The following is an 18,740-nucleotide window of genomic DNA, read 5'->3' as shown; positions in this document are numbered from 1 at the left end:
GTTTGCGTCACAGGCCCAACACCTCGGGCATCGTATAGCGCCCGGCCGGCTGGTCGGCGAGCCACAAAGCCGCGCGGACCGCACCGCGCGCGAACATCTCGCGGCTTTCGGCGCGATGGATCAGTTCCAACCGCTCGCCGGGTCCGGCGAAAATCACCTGGTGATCGCCCGCGATCGACCCGCCGCGGATCGCGCAGAAGCCGATCGTCCCTTCGCTCCGTGCCCCGCTCAGCCCGGCGCGGTCGACGACCTTGAGATCGGCGAGCGCGGCGCCGCGCCCCTCGGCTGCTGCTTCGCCGAGCAGCAGGGCGGTGCCCGACGGCGCGTCGACTTTGTGGCGATGATGCGCCTCGACGATTTCGATGTCCCAATCGGGCCCGAGCCGCGCGGCGGCATCGGCGACAAGTCGGGTGAGAAGCGTGATGCCGAGCGAGGTCGTGCTGGTCTGCAGCACCGCGACGCGCGCGGCGGCATTGTCGATCAAATCGTGATGCTGCGGGCCCAGTCCGGTCGTGCCGACGACGATCGGCGTCCCCGCCTCGCATGCCGCCGCCAGATTGGCTTCGAGCGCGGACGGCGCGGTGAAATCGACCAGGACATCGGCACCGCGCGCCAGCGTCAACGGGTTGCCGCCGGCATCGACGCCCCCCGCCACGGTCGCGCCAAAATCGGCGGCGATCGCGGCGATCGCGCGGCCCATCCGGCCCTCGCTCCCCAGAATCCCTATCGCGGTCATGGCTGTTCCCTTGCACCAAACTCCGGCGGTGCGACAGGGGGTATGGGAGGGATCTGAGGCGCGGTGCCCAGGACCAGCGACCAAGGCTGGGGCAGATAGTCGACCGACATGTAGAAATAAAAGGCGCAGCTGCCGTCGGGGCGATAGGTCGCGCCCTTGAGGATGCCGAGCGCGGTGGTGCCCGAGAACACCGGCGACCCGCTGTCGCCGCCCTTGCAGGTCGGTCCCGAAACCGTGACCCAGGTCGGCAGGCAGGCGCCCCCGCACAGATCGCCGGCCGGCGCGAAATCGGTCAGCTCGACCAATGCGCAACTATAGCCGGTGCGCTCGCCGCGATGACAGACGAAGTCGCCCGCACGCGTCTGGTCGCGGGTGCGCGATCCCGTCACCGGGCGCTCGATCGTCTTGGCGGTATCGGCGTAGAATAGCCCGGCGAGCGGCCCCTGCACGGTGCCGATCTGGATGTCGTGATAGCCCCATCCCCATTGGCCGACGAAATCGAGTGGCACCTCACTGTGGTCGGGGGCGATGAAGCTCATCTTGTCGAGGCAGTGCGCGGCGGTGGCGACCCCGTAGCGCGCGCCATCCGTGACGACGAAGCCGCTGGTGCACAGATAACGCTTGCCGTCGTCGGGGCTGGTACCTTCGAGCCGCGCGCCGCCGACCGCAGCGCCCAGGTTGACGTCGACCTGATCGGCCACGCGGATGCTGACCGGCACGCCCGCCACGCGCTCGACCTTCTGGCGCCATTGCTCGACACCGCTCTTCGCCTCGCCGCTGGTGATCAGCACGACCAATTCGCCGGTACGCGGGTCGAGGCCCATGGCGGGCGGGCGTGAGAACATCGCGCGGATCTGCGCCTGGTGCCAGGTCACCGCCCAGATCACGCGGTCGCGCGAGGCGCGCGCGCCGGTGCGGAAGGTGACGGGAACGGTCATCCCGCCCAGTCGCAGCGTCTCGTTGGGAACGGCGTCGCTGCCGGTCAGATAAACGTTGATACGGAAGTCGGGTCGGTGCTGGATCGAGATGCCGGCGATGCGGTCGCGATATTTGGCTTCGATTGCGTCGGTGACGGGGACGCTGGCGTCGAGCGCGATGAGGCGGCGTTCGGCTTCATCCTGCGGGACGGCGAACAGCCTGGCGTATTCGGCGGCGTCGCGGGTCAGAGCTTCCGCCTGGGTTTCGATGGTCTGCGCGTTCGCCATGCTGGGCAGAACCGCGAAGAAAAGCAAAAAGACGGTCAGCAGAATACGCATATGGCCGCCATCACTACATCGTCATCCCGGGCTTGTCCCGGGATCCACGGTGCCGCCGTCCGCGAAGCGAGAGCCTCTTGTCCAGCGCCTGCCTCCCGGCGGACCCCGGCACAAGGCCGGGGTGACGTTAGGAGACAGGCGGCCGCACCCGAGTTTTCCTTCCCCTCCAGTGAGGGGATTTAGTTGGCGGCCGCCATCGTCCCCATTGTCACATAATCGAGCTTGCCCGTTCCCAGCACCGGCAATGCCTCGACCACCCTGACGTCTCGCGGGATGGCGAGTTCTGCGATACCGTTGCCCTTGCCCCAGGCCTGCAACTCCGGCGCCTTCGCGCCCTTGGCGGTGGTGAACAGCACGAGTTGCTCGCCCTTGCGCGGATCGGCGCGCGTCACGACGGCATGGTCGGCGTCGGGCCACACCGCGGCGGCATAGCCCTCGACCGCGGGCAGCGAGACCATCTCCCCGCCGATCTTGGCGAAGCGCTTGGCGCGGCCACGGATGGTGATGAACCCCATCTCGTCGATCGTCACGATATCGCCGGTATCGTGCCAGCCCTCGACCGGCGGCTGCAGCATGCCGGGGCGGTCGGCCTTCATATAGCCGGCCATGATATTGGGCCCGCGGATCGACAATTTGCCGCCTTCCCAGATACCCTCGACCGGCTCGACCTTGGCCTCGATCCCCGGCAGCAGGCGCCCGACGCTGCCCGCCTTGAAATGCATCGGCGTGTTGACCGCGATCACCGGCGACGCCTCGGTCGCGCCATAGCCTTCGAAGATGCGCACGCCGAATTTCTCGGCCCACGCCTTGCGCGTCTCGTCGCGGACGCGCTCGGCGCCGGCAAAGACGTAGCGGACCGAATAGAAGTCGAAACTGTGCCCCATCCGCGCATAGCCGGCCAGGAACGTGTCGGTGCCGAACAGGATCGTCGCATTGGCATCATAGGCCAACGCCGGGACGATCCGGTAGTGGAGCGGATTGGGATAGAGCAGGGTGCGGATTCCGCTCAGGATCGGCAGCAATGTTCCCCCGGTCAGCCCGAAACTGTGGAACACCGGCAGCGCGTTGAGCACCAGGTCGGACGAATTGAAATCGATCCGCGCCGACAATTGCTTGCAGTTGGACAGCAGGTTGCAGTGGGTCAGCACGACGCCCTTGGGCAGCCCCTCCGACCCGCTGGTGAACAGGATCACCGCGGCGTCGTCGGGCGAGACCTTGCGGCGGCGATGCAGCCGCCCCGCCCAGCGCGCCGCGACCAAGGCGCGCAGCTTAGCGATCGTGCCGATGCCCGCGCCGATATCCTCGAGATAAACGATTGTGCGGCCATCGGCCTCAAGTCCTTCGACGATCGGCTCGAGCTTGCCCTGTGTGACGAAGGCGCGTGCCGTAATGATCGTTTTGACTTCAGCCGCCTGGCACGCCGCCTTCAAATTGGTCAGCCCGGCAGTGTAGTTGAGCATCGCCGGCACGCGCCCGATCCGCTGCAATGCGAAGAAGGTCGCGACCACGCCCGCGACATTGGGCAGCAGCACGCCGACCGCTTCGCCCTGCTTCGTCATCGGATCGAAGGCGCGGCCCAGCGCCATGCTGCCGACGACCAGTTTCTTGTAGGTCATCGGCTCGCGCTTGATGTCCTCGACGATCGCCGACTTGCCGCCATTGACGTCCTTGGCATCGAGCAGCGCCTGGAACAACGTCGTGTCCGTGTCCGACGTCGCGAAGATCATGTTGCTCATCTCGTCATAGAGACGGCGCCCGGCGATCGCGCGGCGCGCGCGCGCGGTCATCTCGCCCAGGATCTCGAACCGCCGCGGCGGCAGTACGGTCAGCGTGATCTTGGGGAACAACTTCAATCGGACCTTGCCGCGCAGCTTGGAGAAGGTGGAATATTGCGCCCCGTCGATGCGTACCGGGATGATCGGCGCATCGGCCTTGTCGGCGACCATGCCGGGGCCGTCGAACACCTTCATCAGCGCGCCGGTGACGGTAATCCGTCCCTCTGGGAAGATCACCAGCGTGTTGCCGTCCTTGACCGCCTTGACCATCGCCTTGGTCGACATCGGGTTGGTCGGGTCGACCGGAAAAGCGCGGAACAGCTTGAGCGCAGGCTTGATCCACCAGCTCGCGACCACCGCGCTGTGTACCGCGAACACCGGCTTGCCCGGCAGGAACACCGCGAGCAGCAGGCCGTCGAGCCACGACACATGGTTGACCACGACGACCGCGCGCTCGCCGGGCCTGGGCATATTTTCGGCACCATGGACTTCGACGCGATAGGCGATCTCCAGCACGGTCCGGATCAGCCGCTTGATCACCGTTTCGGGGAGGAGCCAGCAACTGACCAAGGCGACGATCAATGTCGCGAAGCCCATCGTCGCGATCACCGCGGGGATCGCTGCACCATAATGCGCCATCGCGATCACCACCGCCATGACCAGCACGATGACGAGCGAATTGACGATATTGTTGGCGGCGATGATCCGCGACCGCTCGGCGACCGGGCTGTTGGTCTGGAGCAACGCGTAGAGCGGGACGATGAACATGCCGCCGGCAAAGGCGAGGCCGGCGAGGTCGATCAGGATGCGCCAGCTGCCCGGCGCTGCCACGAAGCGCGCGATATCGGCACCGGGCGCGGTGACGACGAAGCCGCGCGTGGCCAGCCACAGGTCGATCATGAACCCGGCCATCAGCAGCGCCGACAAGGGCACGTAGCGCGCCGATACCTTGCCCTTGAGCAAGCGGTTGACCGCAAGCGAGCCGATCGCGATCGAGATCGAGAAGACCAACAGGAACAGGGTCACGACCGGTTTGTCCGCGCCGAGCCGATTGGTCACCAGCGGCGCGAAATCGTTGAGCAGCACCGCGCCGATCGCGAAGAACCAGCTGATTCCCAGGATGCACAGCCAGGCGTCGCGCCCGTCATGCGCCGATTTGAGCACATGCCATGTGCTGCGGAACACATTGCGCTCGACCCGGACGACGCCTGGCGCGGCCGGTGCCGGCGGGATCGCCAGGCTGGCAAGGAATCCCAGCACCGCCATCCCGGTCGCGACCAGCCCGGCTTCCCAGGGCGGGATGAAATTGGGCATCAACTGGCCGCCGAGGATCGCCAGGAACGTCCCGGCCTCGATCATGCCCGTGCCGCCCATGATCTCGTTGGGGCCGAGATGCTGAGGCAGGATCGAATATTTGACCGGGCCGAAAATGGTCGAATGGCACCCCATCAGAAACAAGACGGTCAGCAGCAGCGGCACCGATTGCAGTGCAAGCCCCGCAAGACCGAGCGCCATGAAGACGATTTCCGCGCCCTTCACGATGCGCATCAATTTCGCCTTGTCCCACCCGTCGGCAATCTGCCCGGCCAGCGCGGAGAACAGGAAATAGGGCAGGATGAACAGGCCAGTGGCGAGCGCCGCAAGCGACGCCGCGCCATTCTCGTCGCCCTTGTAGAGGGTGAAGGTGACGAGGAAGAGCATCGCATATTTGAGCGCGTTGTCGTTGAACGCGCCGATGAACTGGACGACGAACATCGGCCCGAAGCGGCGCTTCGCGAGCAGCGAGAAATCAGGTGCGGACATGTTACCCCCGGGTGTCGGCAGGAACGGTATCGGCCGAGTATGACTCTTCGGTCAACGCGGCGTCGGTCAATGCTGCATCGGGAAGATAGCGGCTGTAGAGCCATCCCACCCCGATCAGGCTGAAGCCAAGCGCGGCGAACGAGGCGATGCGCAGCAGTCCGTCAAGACCCGCGGCGTCGAGCAGGAACACCTTGCCCACTGCCGCCAGCATCAGCACCAGCGAGACGATCCGCCAGTCGCGCGACGCACGACGGATGCCCCGTTGCAGGAAGCCGATCGCGATCACGATCGCGGTCAGCGACCGACCAATATCCTCAGCCTGGCTCACCCCCGCTTCCGACAGCAACGAGCCGTGGAACGCCTGGCGGAGCAGCGACGCTGCGAGCATCAGGATCAGCGCCATCCGTATTCCATCGCGTGCGCGGTCCGCGCCCGGCTCGGGGAAGGCATGGCTCGACAGCCACAGCAAGACGAAAGCCAGACTATAAGCCGGCACCAGCCAGGGCCCAACCCACTGGTCGGTCCATAACGGGTTGTGCATCGCGCCGGTGAACCACGCGAAGTGGAGCAAGGCCGCGACGCCCAGTCCGATCGCGATGCGCTGGGCGCCGAGCCGCCAGGCGCCGAAAGCGGTGGCGGCGAGCAAGGCTTCCCACAGGCTTCGCTCGGCCATGCCGGCAGCGGCGAATCGCGCCGCGTCGGCGATCGCCAGGACATGCTTCCACAGCGAGTGGGTGGCGATCAGGCTGAGCACGATCGCGACAATCGATCCGATCTCGCGCAGCCGCTCGGGCAGGATATTACGGAGCAGCAGGGCGATCAGCACGCTGGCCGGCACGGCGACGCGGATCAGCGTCATGTCGATCGCCGGGGTCGCCGTGACGAGGAAGGGTATGCCGACAACCGCTCCGCCCGCGCCGGTTGCCCAGATCAGCAGCGGCTGCACCGCCCAGCCGATCGACAACAAGGCAGCCGTAGGCGCCACGGTCAGCGGTGCGCGCCGGCCCGCCAGCGCCGCGCCGGCAAGCATCGCCGCTGGCACCAGCGCCAGCCAAGTTGCCGGCACGATCTGCGCCGCGGCGACATACACGAGCAGGACGGCGATCGCGGCACTGACCTGACGTGCTCCCCGGTCGATCGACCAGCGGGCGAAGCTTGTCGCCGCTGCCGCCCCGACGGTCCAGCGCAGCAAGGCGATGCCGGCATCGCGATCCTGCACCAGGCCGACCGCGCGTCCGATCTCATTGGCGTCATAGCCGACGAGCAACGCCATGGCAGTCATTCCCGCCACGAACGACGCGTTGCCGATACGAGCATCGTCCGCGGTGCGGCCGAGCAACAGCATAGCGGCCGCACCCAGCGCGACGATCGGCCCGATCGCCCATACCGGCACCGTCAGGCTGGCGCCGAGCCCCGCCAACACGACCGCGCTAATACCCAGGATCGCGAACCGCGCATCATCGCGCCGATCGACTATCCGCCAGCCCCAGCCGGCTGCTGCGCCGGTCACGATCGCGGTGACGAGCGCCAGCGGGGCGAAATCGGCGCGCGGCTGCTGGAGCCAGAAATGGCTCGCGGGGATCAATACGCCGGCAAAGCCGAGCACCGCGACCTGTGCCGCGTCGCTCAACCGGCCGTCGGGGCGCCACAGCCGCCACAAGGCGGGCAAGCCATAGATCGCCGACCCGCCGGCCAGCACCAGCGCCAGCATCATGCCGTCAGGGCCTGGCCAGACAGCGGTGAGCAGCAGCCCGACCACCAATCCGGCTAGCGGCAATTCGGCAAAGCTGGGCTCACGTCGTGCCAGCCAGATCATCGCCGCCGACAGCAAGGCGAACAGGCCCCAGTCAAGCGGGGTGAAACCGCCGAGCGCAACGATCGCCGCCATTTGCGCGCAACCGAACAAGGCGGCGATCACGCGGACCACGCGCCCGGGATCACCGGCCATCGCAAGCGGAAAGACGATCGCGAGCATCAGGATCAGCATGCCGGTCGACAGCAATGATGCGATGTCGTGCAACCCGGTGGCGATCAACACCAGACCCCAGCCGAATCCGCCCGCCACCGCGAGCGCGCCGAGCCACCACCAGCCTTGGCGCCGCCCGAGCATCGACAATCCGCCGGCGGTCAACGCGAGCCAGCTCGCCAGCAACGGCACGTCTGGGGAAGCCGATCCGACCAGCGCCGGCGCGGCGAGACCGCCGACCAGCCCCAATATTGCGCTCGGGGCGCCGAAGCGGACCGACAGCAACCCGGCGAGCAAGGTGATTGCGGCCAACCCGGCGAAGGCGGTCATCGGCCCGATCAAATGATAGAGGTTCGCCGCGACCAGGACGGAGGCATAGAGCGTCGCGATGCCCGCGCCCGACAAAGCCTGGCGGATGCGCGGATCGCGCGCCACGTCGTCGCGGCGCAGCGCGAGTTCCGCGCCGGCGATCAGGGCGCTGCCGAACGCCAGGCCCAGGATCACACGCACTGGCGGCGACAATAGCCCGGCATCGATCGAATATTTGACGATCAGGAACCCGGCCACCGCGAGCGTGATGCCGCCCGCCCAGATCGGCAGGTAGCGCCCGAAGATATCCTCGAACCCGAAGCGCCTTGCGTAATGTTCGACCGGCGCGGCGACGTGCGTCACCGGTTCGATAGCCGGGGCAGAGGGGAGGGTTTCGGATTCGGGCGCGGCATAGCGCGTCACCGGTTCGGTCTCGGCGATCGCTTGGGGGATTGGCTCTGCCTCGGCAGATGACGGCGGTCCCGGCTCCGGCGCAATCCAGTCGGCGCGCGCGAATCTTGCCTGATCAGACATGGCATCTCGCGCGATCCGCTCCCCGCGATCGAGCGCGAGCTCAAGCGAGGCGATCCGCAGTTTGAGCGCATCGTCGCGCTGCCACAAAACCGCTGCCACCACGATCAGACCGATCAGCACCAACGCCGTCATTGCCCGAGCCTCCTCCAGGATGGCGCGCTGGATAGCATAAACTGAGCGGTGTTCAATAAAAATATTAGACAGTGTTCAATTAAGCTTTTAGGCGGACTCCATGGGACGGCGGTCAGATCATACGCGCGACGAACTCGAACAGCTGATAATCGGCGCGGGGCATACCTTGCTGGCCGAGGTCGGCTATCAGCGCTTCTCGGCGCGTGAGGTGGCGAAACGGATCGGCTATTCGGTCGGCACGATCTACAATGTGTTCGACAGCCTCGACGACCTCATGCTGGCGATCAACGGCCGCACCTTCCTGATCTGGGCGGAAACGATCGCCCGGTCGCTGCAGAATGCCGGTCCCGATCGCATCGCATTGCTGGTCGCCTCCTATTTCGATTTCGCGACGAGCAACCGCAATCTTTGGATGGCGATCTACGACCACCGCCTGCCGGTCGGCGTACCGCTTCCCGAACGTTATGCGCGTCAGCGCGGGGTGCTGACCGACATCCTGCGAGGTGAAATCGCCGCAGTGCTGCCCGACGACCGCCGCGATCGCTCCGCCGCCTTGGCGCGATCGTTGCTCGCCACTGTGCATGGCCATTGCGTGTTCGCGCTCAACGGCACGTTCGCGCTGCTCGAGGAACACGATCCGCACGGCGCTGCGCTGGCGCGCGTGCGTGAAGTGCTGGCGGCGGCGGGAGCGATGAGCGACGAATAAGCGAACGCGACGAGCGTTTTGCGGGTCGTTGCACGGGATCCGGCCTAGCCTGCAAACGACTCGCAACAAAGCGACTCCTGGAACGAACCCGACCTCGACGCAGTTGATGGGGGAAATTCAGGAGAGACACCATGGTCGACAAACAGGATGCGATCGCGCTGCTGAAAGCCGATCACCGCAAGGTCGAAGACCTGTTCGAGCAATTCGAGAAGGCGAGCGGTGAGGGTCGCAAGCAGAAGATCGCGCTCGAAATCTGCCTCGAGCTGACGGTCCATGCCCAGATCGAGGAAGAGATATTCTACCCCGCTTGCGAGGGTAAGGTTGAGGAAGATCTGCTCAAGGAAGCCTATGTCGAACATGACGGCGCCAAGGTGCTGATCGCCGAGATCGAAGCGGGCGCGCCGAGCGACGACTTCTACGACGCCAAGGTCAAGGTGCTGTCGGAGCAGATCGAGCACCATGTCGAAGAGGAAGAAAAGCGGATGGAAGGCATGTTCAGCCAGGCGCGCCACGCCGGATTGGACATGGATGCGCTCGGCGATCAACTCCGCGCACGGAAGGAAGAATTGATCGCCGGGTACAAAGCGGGCGGGCTCGCCAAGCCCGAAACCACCACCTTCACCGAGGCGACCGTCTGACCGCCGCGCCCGTCCGTTCGTCACGAACCGGGCCGTCGTGTTGCCATGCTTGACTGCGTGGTGGTGGGCGGCGGCCCGGCCGGGCTGACCGCGGCGATCTATCTCGCGCGCTTCCATCTCGACGTGCGCGTGATCGATGCCGGTAACAGCCGCGCGGCGGCAATCCCGATGACGCGCAACCATGCCGGATTTCCCGATGGCATTGCCGGCACCGATCTGCTCGACCGCATGCGGACGCAAGCCCGGCGCTATGGCGCGGCGTTGGTGCGGGCCGAGGTCACCGGGCTAAAGGCGGTTGTCGACGGCCTGCACGTTTCGGTCGGTGACGAGGTCATCGCGACGCGGAGTGTCTTGCTCGCGACCGGGGTGGTCAATCGCCGCCCGCCGATGCCCGACGATCTGCATGCGACCGCCTTGGCGCGGGGATTGCTGCGCTATTGCCCGATCTGCGATGGCTATGAAGTCACCGATCGCCGCGTCGGCGTGCTCGGCACTGGCGATCATGGCACGCGCGAAGCGGTGTTCCTGCGCGGTTACACCGCCGACGTGACGTTGATCGCACCGGCGGGAAGGCACGACCTCACCACTGCCGAACGCGCACTATTGGCGCAATGCGGGGTGCCAACGGTCCACGGTCCGGCCACTGCTTTTGCGATCGACAGTGACAAGATCAGCCTGCGGGCAGCCGACCGCGATTGGCGCTTCGACAGCCTCTATCCGGCGCTCGGCTCGGACATCAATTCGGGGGTGGCCGCTGGCCTCGGCGCGGCGCGGTCGGAGGAAGGCTGCCTGATCGTTGACGCGCACCAACGCACCAATGTCGCGCGCCTTTATGCCGCGGGAGACGTGGTCAAGGGGCTCGACCAGATCAGCCACGCGATGGGCGAAGGCGGTGTAGCGGCGACCACGATCCGCAACGACCTGGCAAGCGAGCACGCCCTGCTGCGCTCGGCACCGCCTGGATAGGGCGACAAGCTTAGCGCTGGCTTTCGTTGCTGGCTGGCATCGCCGGCGTCCCCACGACTCGCCTGAGATTGGCTACGTGCACGTCCATGCGGCCCGGACTGTCCGCACAATGCGCCGCATAATAAAGCCGCTCCGGCGTTCGCCGGTCGATCGCCGCGCCGAGGATGAAAGGCGAGCAACCGATGCCCAGCGGGCGCCTCGACGTCCAACCCGATCGCGTACGATAAGATACGAACAGCCGCACGTCGGCCGTATCCGCATCCATGTCTCCAACGCTGAAAACAAGCGTGCGGCCATTGGGCGTAACCGCGGCATCGAGTTCGTCGAGCGGGCCGTTGATCACATCGCCTAGATTGGCCGGCTTTGCACCGGGCGTGCGAAGATCGACCTCGTACAGATCGTGCTTGCCGCGGCCGCCCCAGCCGTTTGAGGAAAAGATCAGCCCGCCCGCAGGCGTTGGCGTCGCGGCCCATTCCTCTCCGGGTGTGTTGACCTGCGGGCCCAGGTTGCGCGGCGTGCCGAAGCGGCCGCTGACCGGATCGATCGACACGACATAGAGGTCGCTACCGCCCAGGCCACCGGCGCGGTCGGACTGGAAGTACACCCAACGGCCGTCCGGCGAGAAAGCGGGATCGAATTCGGCCGCGTCGGTATCGAACGACACCCGTGCCGGCGCCGACCATCCCCCGCGAATGCGGTGGATTTCCCAGATATCCTGCTGGTCTGCCGCGGCATCGCGTCCGATCGTGCCCCACAAAATACGTCTGCCATCGGGGCTATGGGCGATTCGCACTTCCGCCGCGGCGGTCGAAATCATGCCGGGACGAACCAGCGCGTCGGTCGCCGGTGCCAGTGCGAGCGAAAGGGCCAGGATGGAGATCATGCCGATAGCCGTCGCGCCGTTCGGCGCGGCCAATGATGAACAGGTGCCATCGTCGATCTATGTAATTGGTGTCGGCTATCGGCAAGAGCGGCAGTGTTTTGGTCGAAGCAGAACTCATTCGAGCGAATCAATGGCCCCATCCTTCCCGGACTTCCTCGCGACCGTCGTCGGGAGCGGCCAAACCAGCATATCGATGCTCAAACACCTTCTCCCGCGAAGCTGAATAGCGCGGTGCCTGTCGGGTGCTCGCTCTCCGGAAAGGGCCGGGGACGCTGACCGCGACTATTTCTTGGTATCGCAAAAATACTAAACGGTCCAAAATGGTTCAGCATTGGGCTAGCTTAGCATCATGGATGATTCGCGCTTCTCTTCGTTGACCCCTCGGGAGATCGAATGTTTGAAGGGTGTCGCGCAACACAAGCGCACCAAGGACATTGCGGCCGACCTGCAACTCTCCCCCAAAACGGTCGACGCATACATTGCCAATGCGGTGCGAAAGCTCGGTTTCTCCGATCGCGACAGCGCGGTTCGGGCACTGATGAGCAGTAGCGCGATGGTAGGGGGTTTTTCCTCATCGGCAATTTCCGGCGTTGAGAATGAGGTTTCTAACGCGCCTTCCTCGTGGCTCGGACGGCTGCCCTGGCCGTTCCCGACGCGAGAAAGGCCGACCAATGACTTGAACTATCCTGGGACGATCGCCGCCATCCTAATCGCGGCGTCGCTGATGGTGACGGCAGTGTCTCTCTACATGCTCGCCATCCGCATGCTCATCGAGCGCCTCTAGGCGCGCATCCAGCAGTCGATTTTTGATTGGCCGGACCAGTGGTCCCGGCGGAGGGGGAATCATGTCCGTTGCATCAATGCAAACTAGCAGTCTCGCCGACATTCCGACAACCAACCTGGCAGTGGCACGGAGGATCATGCGTGCGTTGCTGCCGGCAGAAACCGGCATCGACAGCGCGATCATCGCCCAAACCGACCTGATCGGCTCGATCGTCCGTGGCCGTATGGAAATGGGCGCGTCGATTGAGGTGGGTCACGACGCGGCGGTTCTGGCGGCGCATTCGCTCGCCCATCTATTCGAGGCTCGCGAGGACACGATCAAATGCCATCAGCGTCTCGCCGTCACACGTGATGTACTGGGGCTGGACGGGTCCGATGTCGGCTGCGGGACCGACAAACTGATGGGGGCAGGCCGCAAGGCTAGGGCTGCGTAAATTCGTCGACCGATATAGGAATCGGATCCTATGCAACTCTATCTCTATATCGGTCTTGTCGTCTACGTCATCGCGTTTCCGGCACTATGCGTATTCGCATGGTTTCGAGGCGGCGTGACCGAGCGACGGGTGGCAACCTCTTATATGATTGCCGCCATCGCCTCGATCTCCGCCGGCCTGTTCGGCAACCATTGGCATGGACCCAATTGGGGCGTGATCGTCGTCGACGTCATATTCCTGATCATCCTCGTCGTGATCGCGCGTCAAAGCACAAGGTTCTGGCCGCTATGGACAGCAGCATCTCAATTGGGAGGGTGCCTCGCGCACTTTCCCGCAATCATGAATCCGGCATTTCCCAAGGAACTCTACGTCAGCACGCAACCCTATTGGGCACTGCCACTGCTGGTGAGCCTGTTGATCGGAGTGATTTCCGCGCATCGGCAACGTCGAGTGTGGGAGACGTCAGGCGGCATGAACTCCGGGCCTCGCCCGCCGATTCCGGTCTAATCGCCTACGCCAAGTTCCTGCTCAAGACGGCGGGACGACGGACGAAGGTAGCGTCGGACCTCCGCCTGGTCAGCGCGCAGTGGAGTATCCTGCTCGACTTGTTCATTTCCGCCTTCGAGCGGCGGGCGGTGCCGACCGGCGATGCCTGTCTCGCCAGTTCGGCACCGCATTCGACCGCGCTGCGTCACCTCATCTTCCTGATGGAAGCGGGTTATGTCACCAGAGTACCGGACCCGGACGATGCGCGCCGCACGCTGGTCGGATTGACGTCCAAGGGCGTGGAACTCGTCGGCGGTTGCCTGCAAGCGGAATTCGATGCGCTGAAGGCGGCCCTGGCGGGAGCGACCGACTGAACTGCCTTGGGAGGGCCGGCCGGTCGCTTACGACCAGCCGCCTGCCAGGGCGCGGAACACGTCGATCTGGGCGTCGGCGATCCGCGCGTCCTGCTGGGCGAGCGTCGCCTCGGTCTCGGCATAGGTCCGCTCGGCGTCGAGCCAGGCGAGCGAGTCGACTGCGCCTTCCCGCTGTTGCGCGCGCGTGATCGCCGCGGCGCGTGCCGCTTCGTCGCGCGCCGCCTTGAGCGCGGTACGGCGGTCGAGCGCTCGGGCGTAGCTGTTGAGCGCGGTCTCGGTCTCTTCGAGCGCGCGCAACACGGTGCCATCGAAGGTCGCGAGCGACGCCTGGGTGTCGGCCTTGGCGGCGGCGATCTTGGCGCGCGCGCCTTCCTGGTTGGGAAAGGCCCAGTTGATCAACGGCCCAAGCAGCCAGCGCAGCGGCCCGCCGCCGAACACGTCACCGATATTGGGACCGGTCGAACCGATCGATCCTCCCAGGCTGATACGCGGATAGAGATCGGCAGTGGCGACCCCGATCCGCGCGGTGTCGGCAGCGAGCCGGCGGTCGGCGGCGAGGACGTCGGGGCGGCGCTTGAGCAGGGCAGCGCCGTCACCAACCGGAATCGGCTGGGTGATCTCGAGCCCGACGACGCGTTCGGCGGCGGCAGTCGGAAGGTCGGCCGGTGGCCGACCCGTCAAGGTCGCGAGGCGGAACAGGGCGGCCTGGCGATCGGCTTCGAGCGCCGGAATGTCGGCCGCACGCTGTTGGCGGAGCGTGGCGATACGCGAGACGTCGAGCTGGGTGGCAAGGCCGGCCTCGTGCCGCCGCTGGGTCAGCAGCAGCGATTTGTCGAGCAGGTCGACGATCTGATTGGCGACCTTGAGCCGCGCCGCGCCCGAGGCGGCGTCGGCATAAGCGCGCGTGGTGTCGGCGACCACCGCGAGGCGGACCGCATCGGCATCGGCCGCGGCGGCGGCTTCGTCGCCACGCGCGGCCTCGATCCCGCGCTTGACGCGGCCGAACAGGTCGACCTCGTACGACACCGACAAGCCGGTATCGATCGACCAATCCTCACGCGGGCTGCCGGGCGCGCGTTGGCTTTCGGGCAGGCGGCCATAGGTCGCGCCGGCATTGAGGCCGGTCGACGGCAGCCGGTCGCCGCGCGCGCCGCGCAACGAGGCTCGGGCGCGTTCGAGATTCGCCACCGCGACGCGGATGTCGGTGTTCGACTTGAGCGCATCGGCGATCAGCCCGTCGAGGACGGGGTCCTGATAGAGCCGCCACCAATTCGACGCCGCCGGATCATTGCTGAGCGCGGGAGAATTGGCCGAGACGAACTGGCCGGCCGCGGTCGGCGGCGTGATCGGGGCGACGTAGTTCGGCCCCACCGCGCAGGCGGCGAGCGACAGCGCGGAAACAGCGGTGAGAACCAGCCGCAGTTTCCTCCCTCGCCCCGGAAGGGGAGAGGGTTGCGCAGACTTAGCGCGCGCGAAGTGCGGGCTTAGTCGGAGCTGGGGGAGGGGTGAGGAAGCACGCTGTCCGGAGTGCTTCCTACCCCTCTCCCAACCTTCGCTAGGCGCGCCGACTGCGTCGGCGGGCCAAGCTTCGGTAACCGTCCCTCCAGAGGGGAGAGGGAGTGTTTGCTTCACATCAAACGAACGCATCGAATTCCTCCTCATTCAGCCGGCTGCAGCGATCCGGACAGGTCCGGGCCGGCGGCCGGCCGCTTGCCGCGTGCGCGGGCGATGCGGTCGCCCAGCGCTCGGCACACGACGTAGAAAGTGGGGGTGAACAGCAGGCCGAAGGCAGTGACGCCGATCATCCCGAAGAACACGGCGGTACCGAGCGCCTGGCGGAGTTCGGATCCCGCGCCGCTCGCGATCAGCAGCGGCACGGTGCCCAGGATGAAGGCGAAGCTGGTCATCAGGATCGGCCGCAACCGGGTCTGCGCCGCCTGGATCGCGGCACGGGCCGGGGACAGGCCTTCCTGCTCTTCGCCCTGTTTGGCGAACTCGACGATCAGGATCGCGTTCTTCGCTGCCAGCGCGATCAGCACGACCAGGCCGATCTGGGTCAGGACGTTATTGTCCATTCCCCTCAGGTTCACGCCCACCATCGCGGCGAGCAGACACATCGGCACGATCAGGATGATCGACAGCGGCAGGACGAGACTTTCGTACTGCGCCGCCAGCACCAGGAACACGAACACCACCGCCAGCGCGAAGACCACGCCCGCCGTGCTGCCCGCGGCCTTTTGCTGATAGGCGATGCCGGTCCATTCGGTGCCGTAATCGGCGGGGAGATTTTCCGCAGCGAGCTTCTCGAAGGTCTTCAGCGACTGGCCCGACGAATAGCCCGGCGCGGTGTCGCCATCGACCTCGACCGCGGGGAACAGATTGTAGCGCACGACGCGATACGGGCCGGTCTTGTCGCTGAAATTGGCGACCGATCCGATCGGCACCATCTCGCCGGAATTCGACCGCGTCTTTAGGTTGGCGATGTCGGCGACGGTCGCACGGAACGGGGCGTCGGCCTGGGCGGTGACGCGATAGGTGCGTCCCAGCAGGTTGAAGTCGTTCACATAGGCCGAGCCGAGATAGACGTTGAGTGCTTCGAACACGCGCTCGGGCGGCACGCCGATCAGGTCGGCCTTGGCCCGGTCGATATCGGCGAAGACGCGCGGCGTGTTGGTGTCGAAGAAGGTATAGATCTGATTGAGGCCCGGCGTCTGATTGGCCTTGCCGATCAGACCGTAGGACTTGGCGGCAAGGTCGGCATAACCGTGCCCGCCACGATCCTCGACCATCAGGCGATAGCCGCCGGCCGAGCCGATGCCCTGGATCAGCGGCGGGGGCACGATCATCAGCCGCGCCTCGTTGATGTCGGCGGTCGCCTTGCGCGCCTCGCCCATGATGCTCGCGAGCGTGACGCCGAGCTTCTCGCGATCCTCGAACGACTTGAGCGGGATATAGGCCGCGGCCGAATTTGGCGCGAGCGTCTGCGACGGCCCGTCGAACCCGGCGAACATCACCGCGCCCTTGACGCCTTTGAGCGGCAGGATGCGGTCGGCGACCTTGCGCATCACCGCATCGGTGCGCTCGACCGAGGCACCGGGCGGCAGCGAGATGACGGTCAGGAAGTAGCCCTGATCCTGCGCCGGGATGAAGCCGGTCGGCGTCGCCCAGAACAGAGCGCCCGTCGCGGCGATCAGGCCGGCATAGATGGTCATCATCCGCTTCGGCCGCGCGACCAGGCGCGCGGTGAGCCGCGCATAGCCATTGCTCATCCGCTCGAAGCCACGGTTGAAGCGATCGCCCGCCGCCAGCACGAACTGGTGCAAGCGGCCGCCTTTGGCGTCCTGTGCACGCGGGCGCAGCAGCAAAGCGGCGAGCGCAGGCGACAGGGTCAGCGACAGCAGCAGCGAGATGATCGTCGCGGTGGTGATGGTCACCGCGAATTGCTGGTAGAAGGCGCCCGACAGGCCGGTCAGGAACAGGGTCGGCACGAACACCGCGCAGAGCACGAGGACGATCGCGACCAGGGCGGCGGACACTTCGTCCATCGACGTGCGTGCCGCCTCCAATGGGCTGAGCCCGTGTTCGAGGTTGCGCTCGACATTCTCGACCACGACGATCGCGTCATCGACGACGATGCCGATCGCCAGCACCAGGCCGAACAGTGAGAGGTTGTTGAGCGAAAAGCCGAACGCGGCGAGGACGGCGAAGGTGCCGATCAGCGACACCGGAATCGCCACTACCGGGATGATCGCAGCGCGCCATTTCTGCAGGAACACGACGATCACCAGCACGACCAGCACGATTGCCTCGAGCAGGGTGTGCATCACCGCGGTGACCGATTGCTGGATGAAGTCGGTCGGGTTCCAGATGACGCTATAGGCTAGCCCCTTGGGGAATTTCGCCGACATCGCGTCCATTTCCGCCTTCACCTTTTCGGCGGCGGCGAGCGCGTTCGATCCGGGCCGCTGGAAGATGCCCAGCACGACGGTCGGCTTGCCCGACAGATAGGTGTTGGAATTGTAATCGGCGGCGCCAAGCTCGACGCGCGCGACGTCGGAGACGCGGACCTGGCGGCCATCGGGATCCGAGCGGACAACGACATTAGCGAATTGCGCCGGGTCGGTCAGCCGGCCCTGCGTCTCGACGTTGAACTGGAAGGCGTTGCCCTGGGCATAAGGCGGCTGGCCGAGCGAGCCGGCGGCGACCTGGACGTTCTGCGCGCGGAGCGCCTGAACGATCTCGCCCGCGGTCAGGTTGAGTGCGGCGGCGCGATTGGGGTCGATCCAGACGCGCATCGCATAATCGCGGCTGCCGAACAGCCGGACGTCGCCGACGCCATCGATCCGGCTCAACCGGTCGCGCACCTGGGTCAGCGCGTAATTGGAGAGATAGCCGCGATCGAGCGAATTGTCGGGCGAGACCAGGTTCACCACCATCAGGAAGTCGGGCGAGGTCTTGCGCGTGACGACGCCGAGACGCTGCACTTCCTCGGGCAGGCGCGGCACGGCGATCGCGACGCGGTTCTGGACGAGCACCTGCGCGGCATCGAGATTGGTGCCGATCTTGAAGGTGACGGTGATCGTGACGTTGCCGTCGCCGGTCGATTGGCTCGACTGGTACAGCATGTTGTCGACGCCGTTGATCTCCTGCTCGATCGGCGCGGCGACGGTTTCCGCCACCGTCTCGGCCGAGGCGCCGGGATAGGAAGCGCTGACCGTGACGGTTGGCGGGACGATGTCGGGATATTGCGACACCGGCAGGCTGACCCAGGCGATCGCGCCGACGATGGTGATGATCACCGCGATGACCGCGGCGAAGATCGGGCGCGTGATGAAGAAGCGCGACAGGCGCATGATTCCTGTTCCTCGAAGAAAGAGGCGAAAATTCCGGATGTCTCCTCCCCCGTTCGTGCCGAGCCAGCGAAGCACGAGGAGGCTCGGCGCCCGTCGATACGCCCGG

General features: G+C 65.9%; 15 protein-coding genes. 8 read left to right on the top strand and 7 right to left on the bottom strand.

Going from position 1 to position 18,740, the window contains the following annotated elements:
• Nucleotides 1–7 precede the first annotated feature (7 nt).
• The 4 genes from dapB to AC1DQQ_RS09825 form a co-directional block, all read right to left on the bottom strand.
• The gene (gene dapB, locus AC1DQQ_RS09840) at nucleotides 8–736 is read right to left on the bottom strand and encodes a 4-hydroxy-tetrahydrodipicolinate reductase (protein ID WP_478042603.1); all 729 of its coding nucleotides are present in this window, start codon (nucleotides 734–736) and stop codon (nucleotides 8–10) included.
• Nucleotides 733–1,992 carry a chymotrypsin family serine protease gene (locus AC1DQQ_RS09835; protein ID WP_478042601.1) on the bottom strand — a complete coding sequence of 420 codons (1,260 nt, stop codon included), beginning with the start codon at nucleotides 1,990–1,992 and terminating at the stop codon, nucleotides 733–735. The genes dapB and AC1DQQ_RS09835 overlap by 4 nt, the downstream gene beginning before the upstream one ends.
• A 179-nt stretch (nucleotides 1,993–2,171) precedes the next feature.
• Nucleotides 2,172–5,570, bottom strand: a complete 3,399-nt coding sequence (locus AC1DQQ_RS09830) for an acyl-[ACP]--phospholipid O-acyltransferase (RefSeq protein ID WP_478042600.1) — start codon at nucleotides 5,568–5,570, stop codon at nucleotides 2,172–2,174.
• Between the two features lies 1 nt (nucleotide 5,571).
• Nucleotides 5,572–8,511 (bottom strand): DUF2339 domain-containing protein, encoded by a 2,940-nt coding sequence (locus AC1DQQ_RS09825; protein WP_478045054.1) that lies wholly within the window; start codon nucleotides 8,509–8,511, stop codon nucleotides 5,572–5,574.
• Between the two features lie 100 nt (nucleotides 8,512–8,611).
• Here AC1DQQ_RS09825 and AC1DQQ_RS09820 point away from each other — a divergent pair, with 100 nt between their 5' ends.
• The 3 genes from AC1DQQ_RS09820 to AC1DQQ_RS09810 all read left to right on the top strand — a co-directional run bounded on the left by AC1DQQ_RS09820 (nucleotide 8,612) and on the right by AC1DQQ_RS09810 (nucleotide 10,821).
• Entirely contained in the window at nucleotides 8,612–9,217 is a 606-nt protein-coding gene (locus AC1DQQ_RS09820) for a TetR/AcrR family transcriptional regulator (RefSeq protein WP_478030929.1), read from the top strand.
• A gap of 131 nt (nucleotides 9,218–9,348) precedes the next feature.
• Nucleotides 9,349–9,855, top strand: coding sequence for a hemerythrin domain-containing protein (locus AC1DQQ_RS09815; protein ID WP_478045052.1), 507 nt, complete (start codon nucleotides 9,349–9,351; stop codon nucleotides 9,853–9,855).
• A gap of 45 nt (nucleotides 9,856–9,900) precedes the next feature.
• Entirely contained in the window at nucleotides 9,901–10,821 is a 921-nt protein-coding gene (locus tag AC1DQQ_RS09810) for an NAD(P)/FAD-dependent oxidoreductase (RefSeq protein WP_478045050.1), read from the top strand.
• A 10-nt stretch (nucleotides 10,822–10,831) separates the two neighbouring features.
• On the opposite strand, the gene AC1DQQ_RS09805 is transcribed toward AC1DQQ_RS09810, so the two are convergent.
• On the bottom strand, nucleotides 10,832–11,704 hold the full coding sequence (locus AC1DQQ_RS09805) for a TolB family protein (protein ID WP_478045048.1): 873 nt from the start codon (nucleotides 11,702–11,704) through the stop codon (nucleotides 10,832–10,834).
• Here AC1DQQ_RS09805 and AC1DQQ_RS09800 point away from each other — a divergent pair.
• The 5 genes from AC1DQQ_RS09800 to AC1DQQ_RS09780 all read left to right on the top strand — a co-directional run bounded on the left by AC1DQQ_RS09800 (nucleotide 11,694) and on the right by AC1DQQ_RS09780 (nucleotide 13,781).
• Complete coding sequence (locus AC1DQQ_RS09800; protein WP_478045047.1) at nucleotides 11,694–11,927, top strand: hypothetical protein; 234 nt, start codon at nucleotides 11,694–11,696, stop codon at nucleotides 11,925–11,927. The genes AC1DQQ_RS09805 and AC1DQQ_RS09800 overlap by 11 nt on opposite strands.
• A gap of 126 nt (nucleotides 11,928–12,053) precedes the next feature.
• Entirely contained in the window at nucleotides 12,054–12,488 is a 435-nt protein-coding gene (locus AC1DQQ_RS09795; RefSeq protein ID WP_478030923.1) for a helix-turn-helix domain-containing protein, read from the top strand.
• Between the two features lie 136 nt (nucleotides 12,489–12,624).
• A complete protein-coding gene (locus AC1DQQ_RS09790) occupies nucleotides 12,625–12,921 on the top strand; it encodes a hypothetical protein (protein ID WP_478030922.1) in 297 nt (98 codons plus the stop codon).
• Nucleotides 12,922–12,951: 30 nt separating this feature from the next.
• On the top strand, nucleotides 12,952–13,428 hold the full coding sequence (locus tag AC1DQQ_RS09785; RefSeq protein WP_478030921.1) for a hypothetical protein: 477 nt from the start codon (nucleotides 12,952–12,954) through the stop codon (nucleotides 13,426–13,428).
• Nucleotides 13,374–13,781, top strand: coding sequence for a winged helix DNA-binding protein (locus AC1DQQ_RS09780; RefSeq protein WP_478030919.1), 408 nt, complete (start codon nucleotides 13,374–13,376; stop codon nucleotides 13,779–13,781). The genes AC1DQQ_RS09785 and AC1DQQ_RS09780 overlap by 55 nt, the downstream gene beginning before the upstream one ends.
• A gap of 27 nt (nucleotides 13,782–13,808) precedes the next feature.
• Here AC1DQQ_RS09780 and AC1DQQ_RS09775 read toward each other — a convergent pair whose 3' ends face one another.
• Nucleotides 13,809–15,203, bottom strand: a complete 1,395-nt coding sequence (locus AC1DQQ_RS09775) for an efflux transporter outer membrane subunit (RefSeq protein WP_478045278.1) — start codon at nucleotides 15,201–15,203, stop codon at nucleotides 13,809–13,811.
• Between the two features lie 236 nt (nucleotides 15,204–15,439).
• Nucleotides 15,440–18,634 carry an efflux RND transporter permease subunit gene (locus AC1DQQ_RS09770; protein ID WP_478045045.1) on the bottom strand — a complete coding sequence of 1,065 codons (3,195 nt, stop codon included), beginning with the start codon at nucleotides 18,632–18,634 and terminating at the stop codon, nucleotides 15,440–15,442.
• Nucleotides 18,635–18,740: the final 106 nt, after the last annotated feature.

Source organism: Sphingomonas sp. P4_G3 (assembly GCF_056401105.1).
The sequence above is the reverse complement of the archived record's forward strand: the minus strand, read 5'-3'. Positions and strand labels throughout refer to the sequence as shown.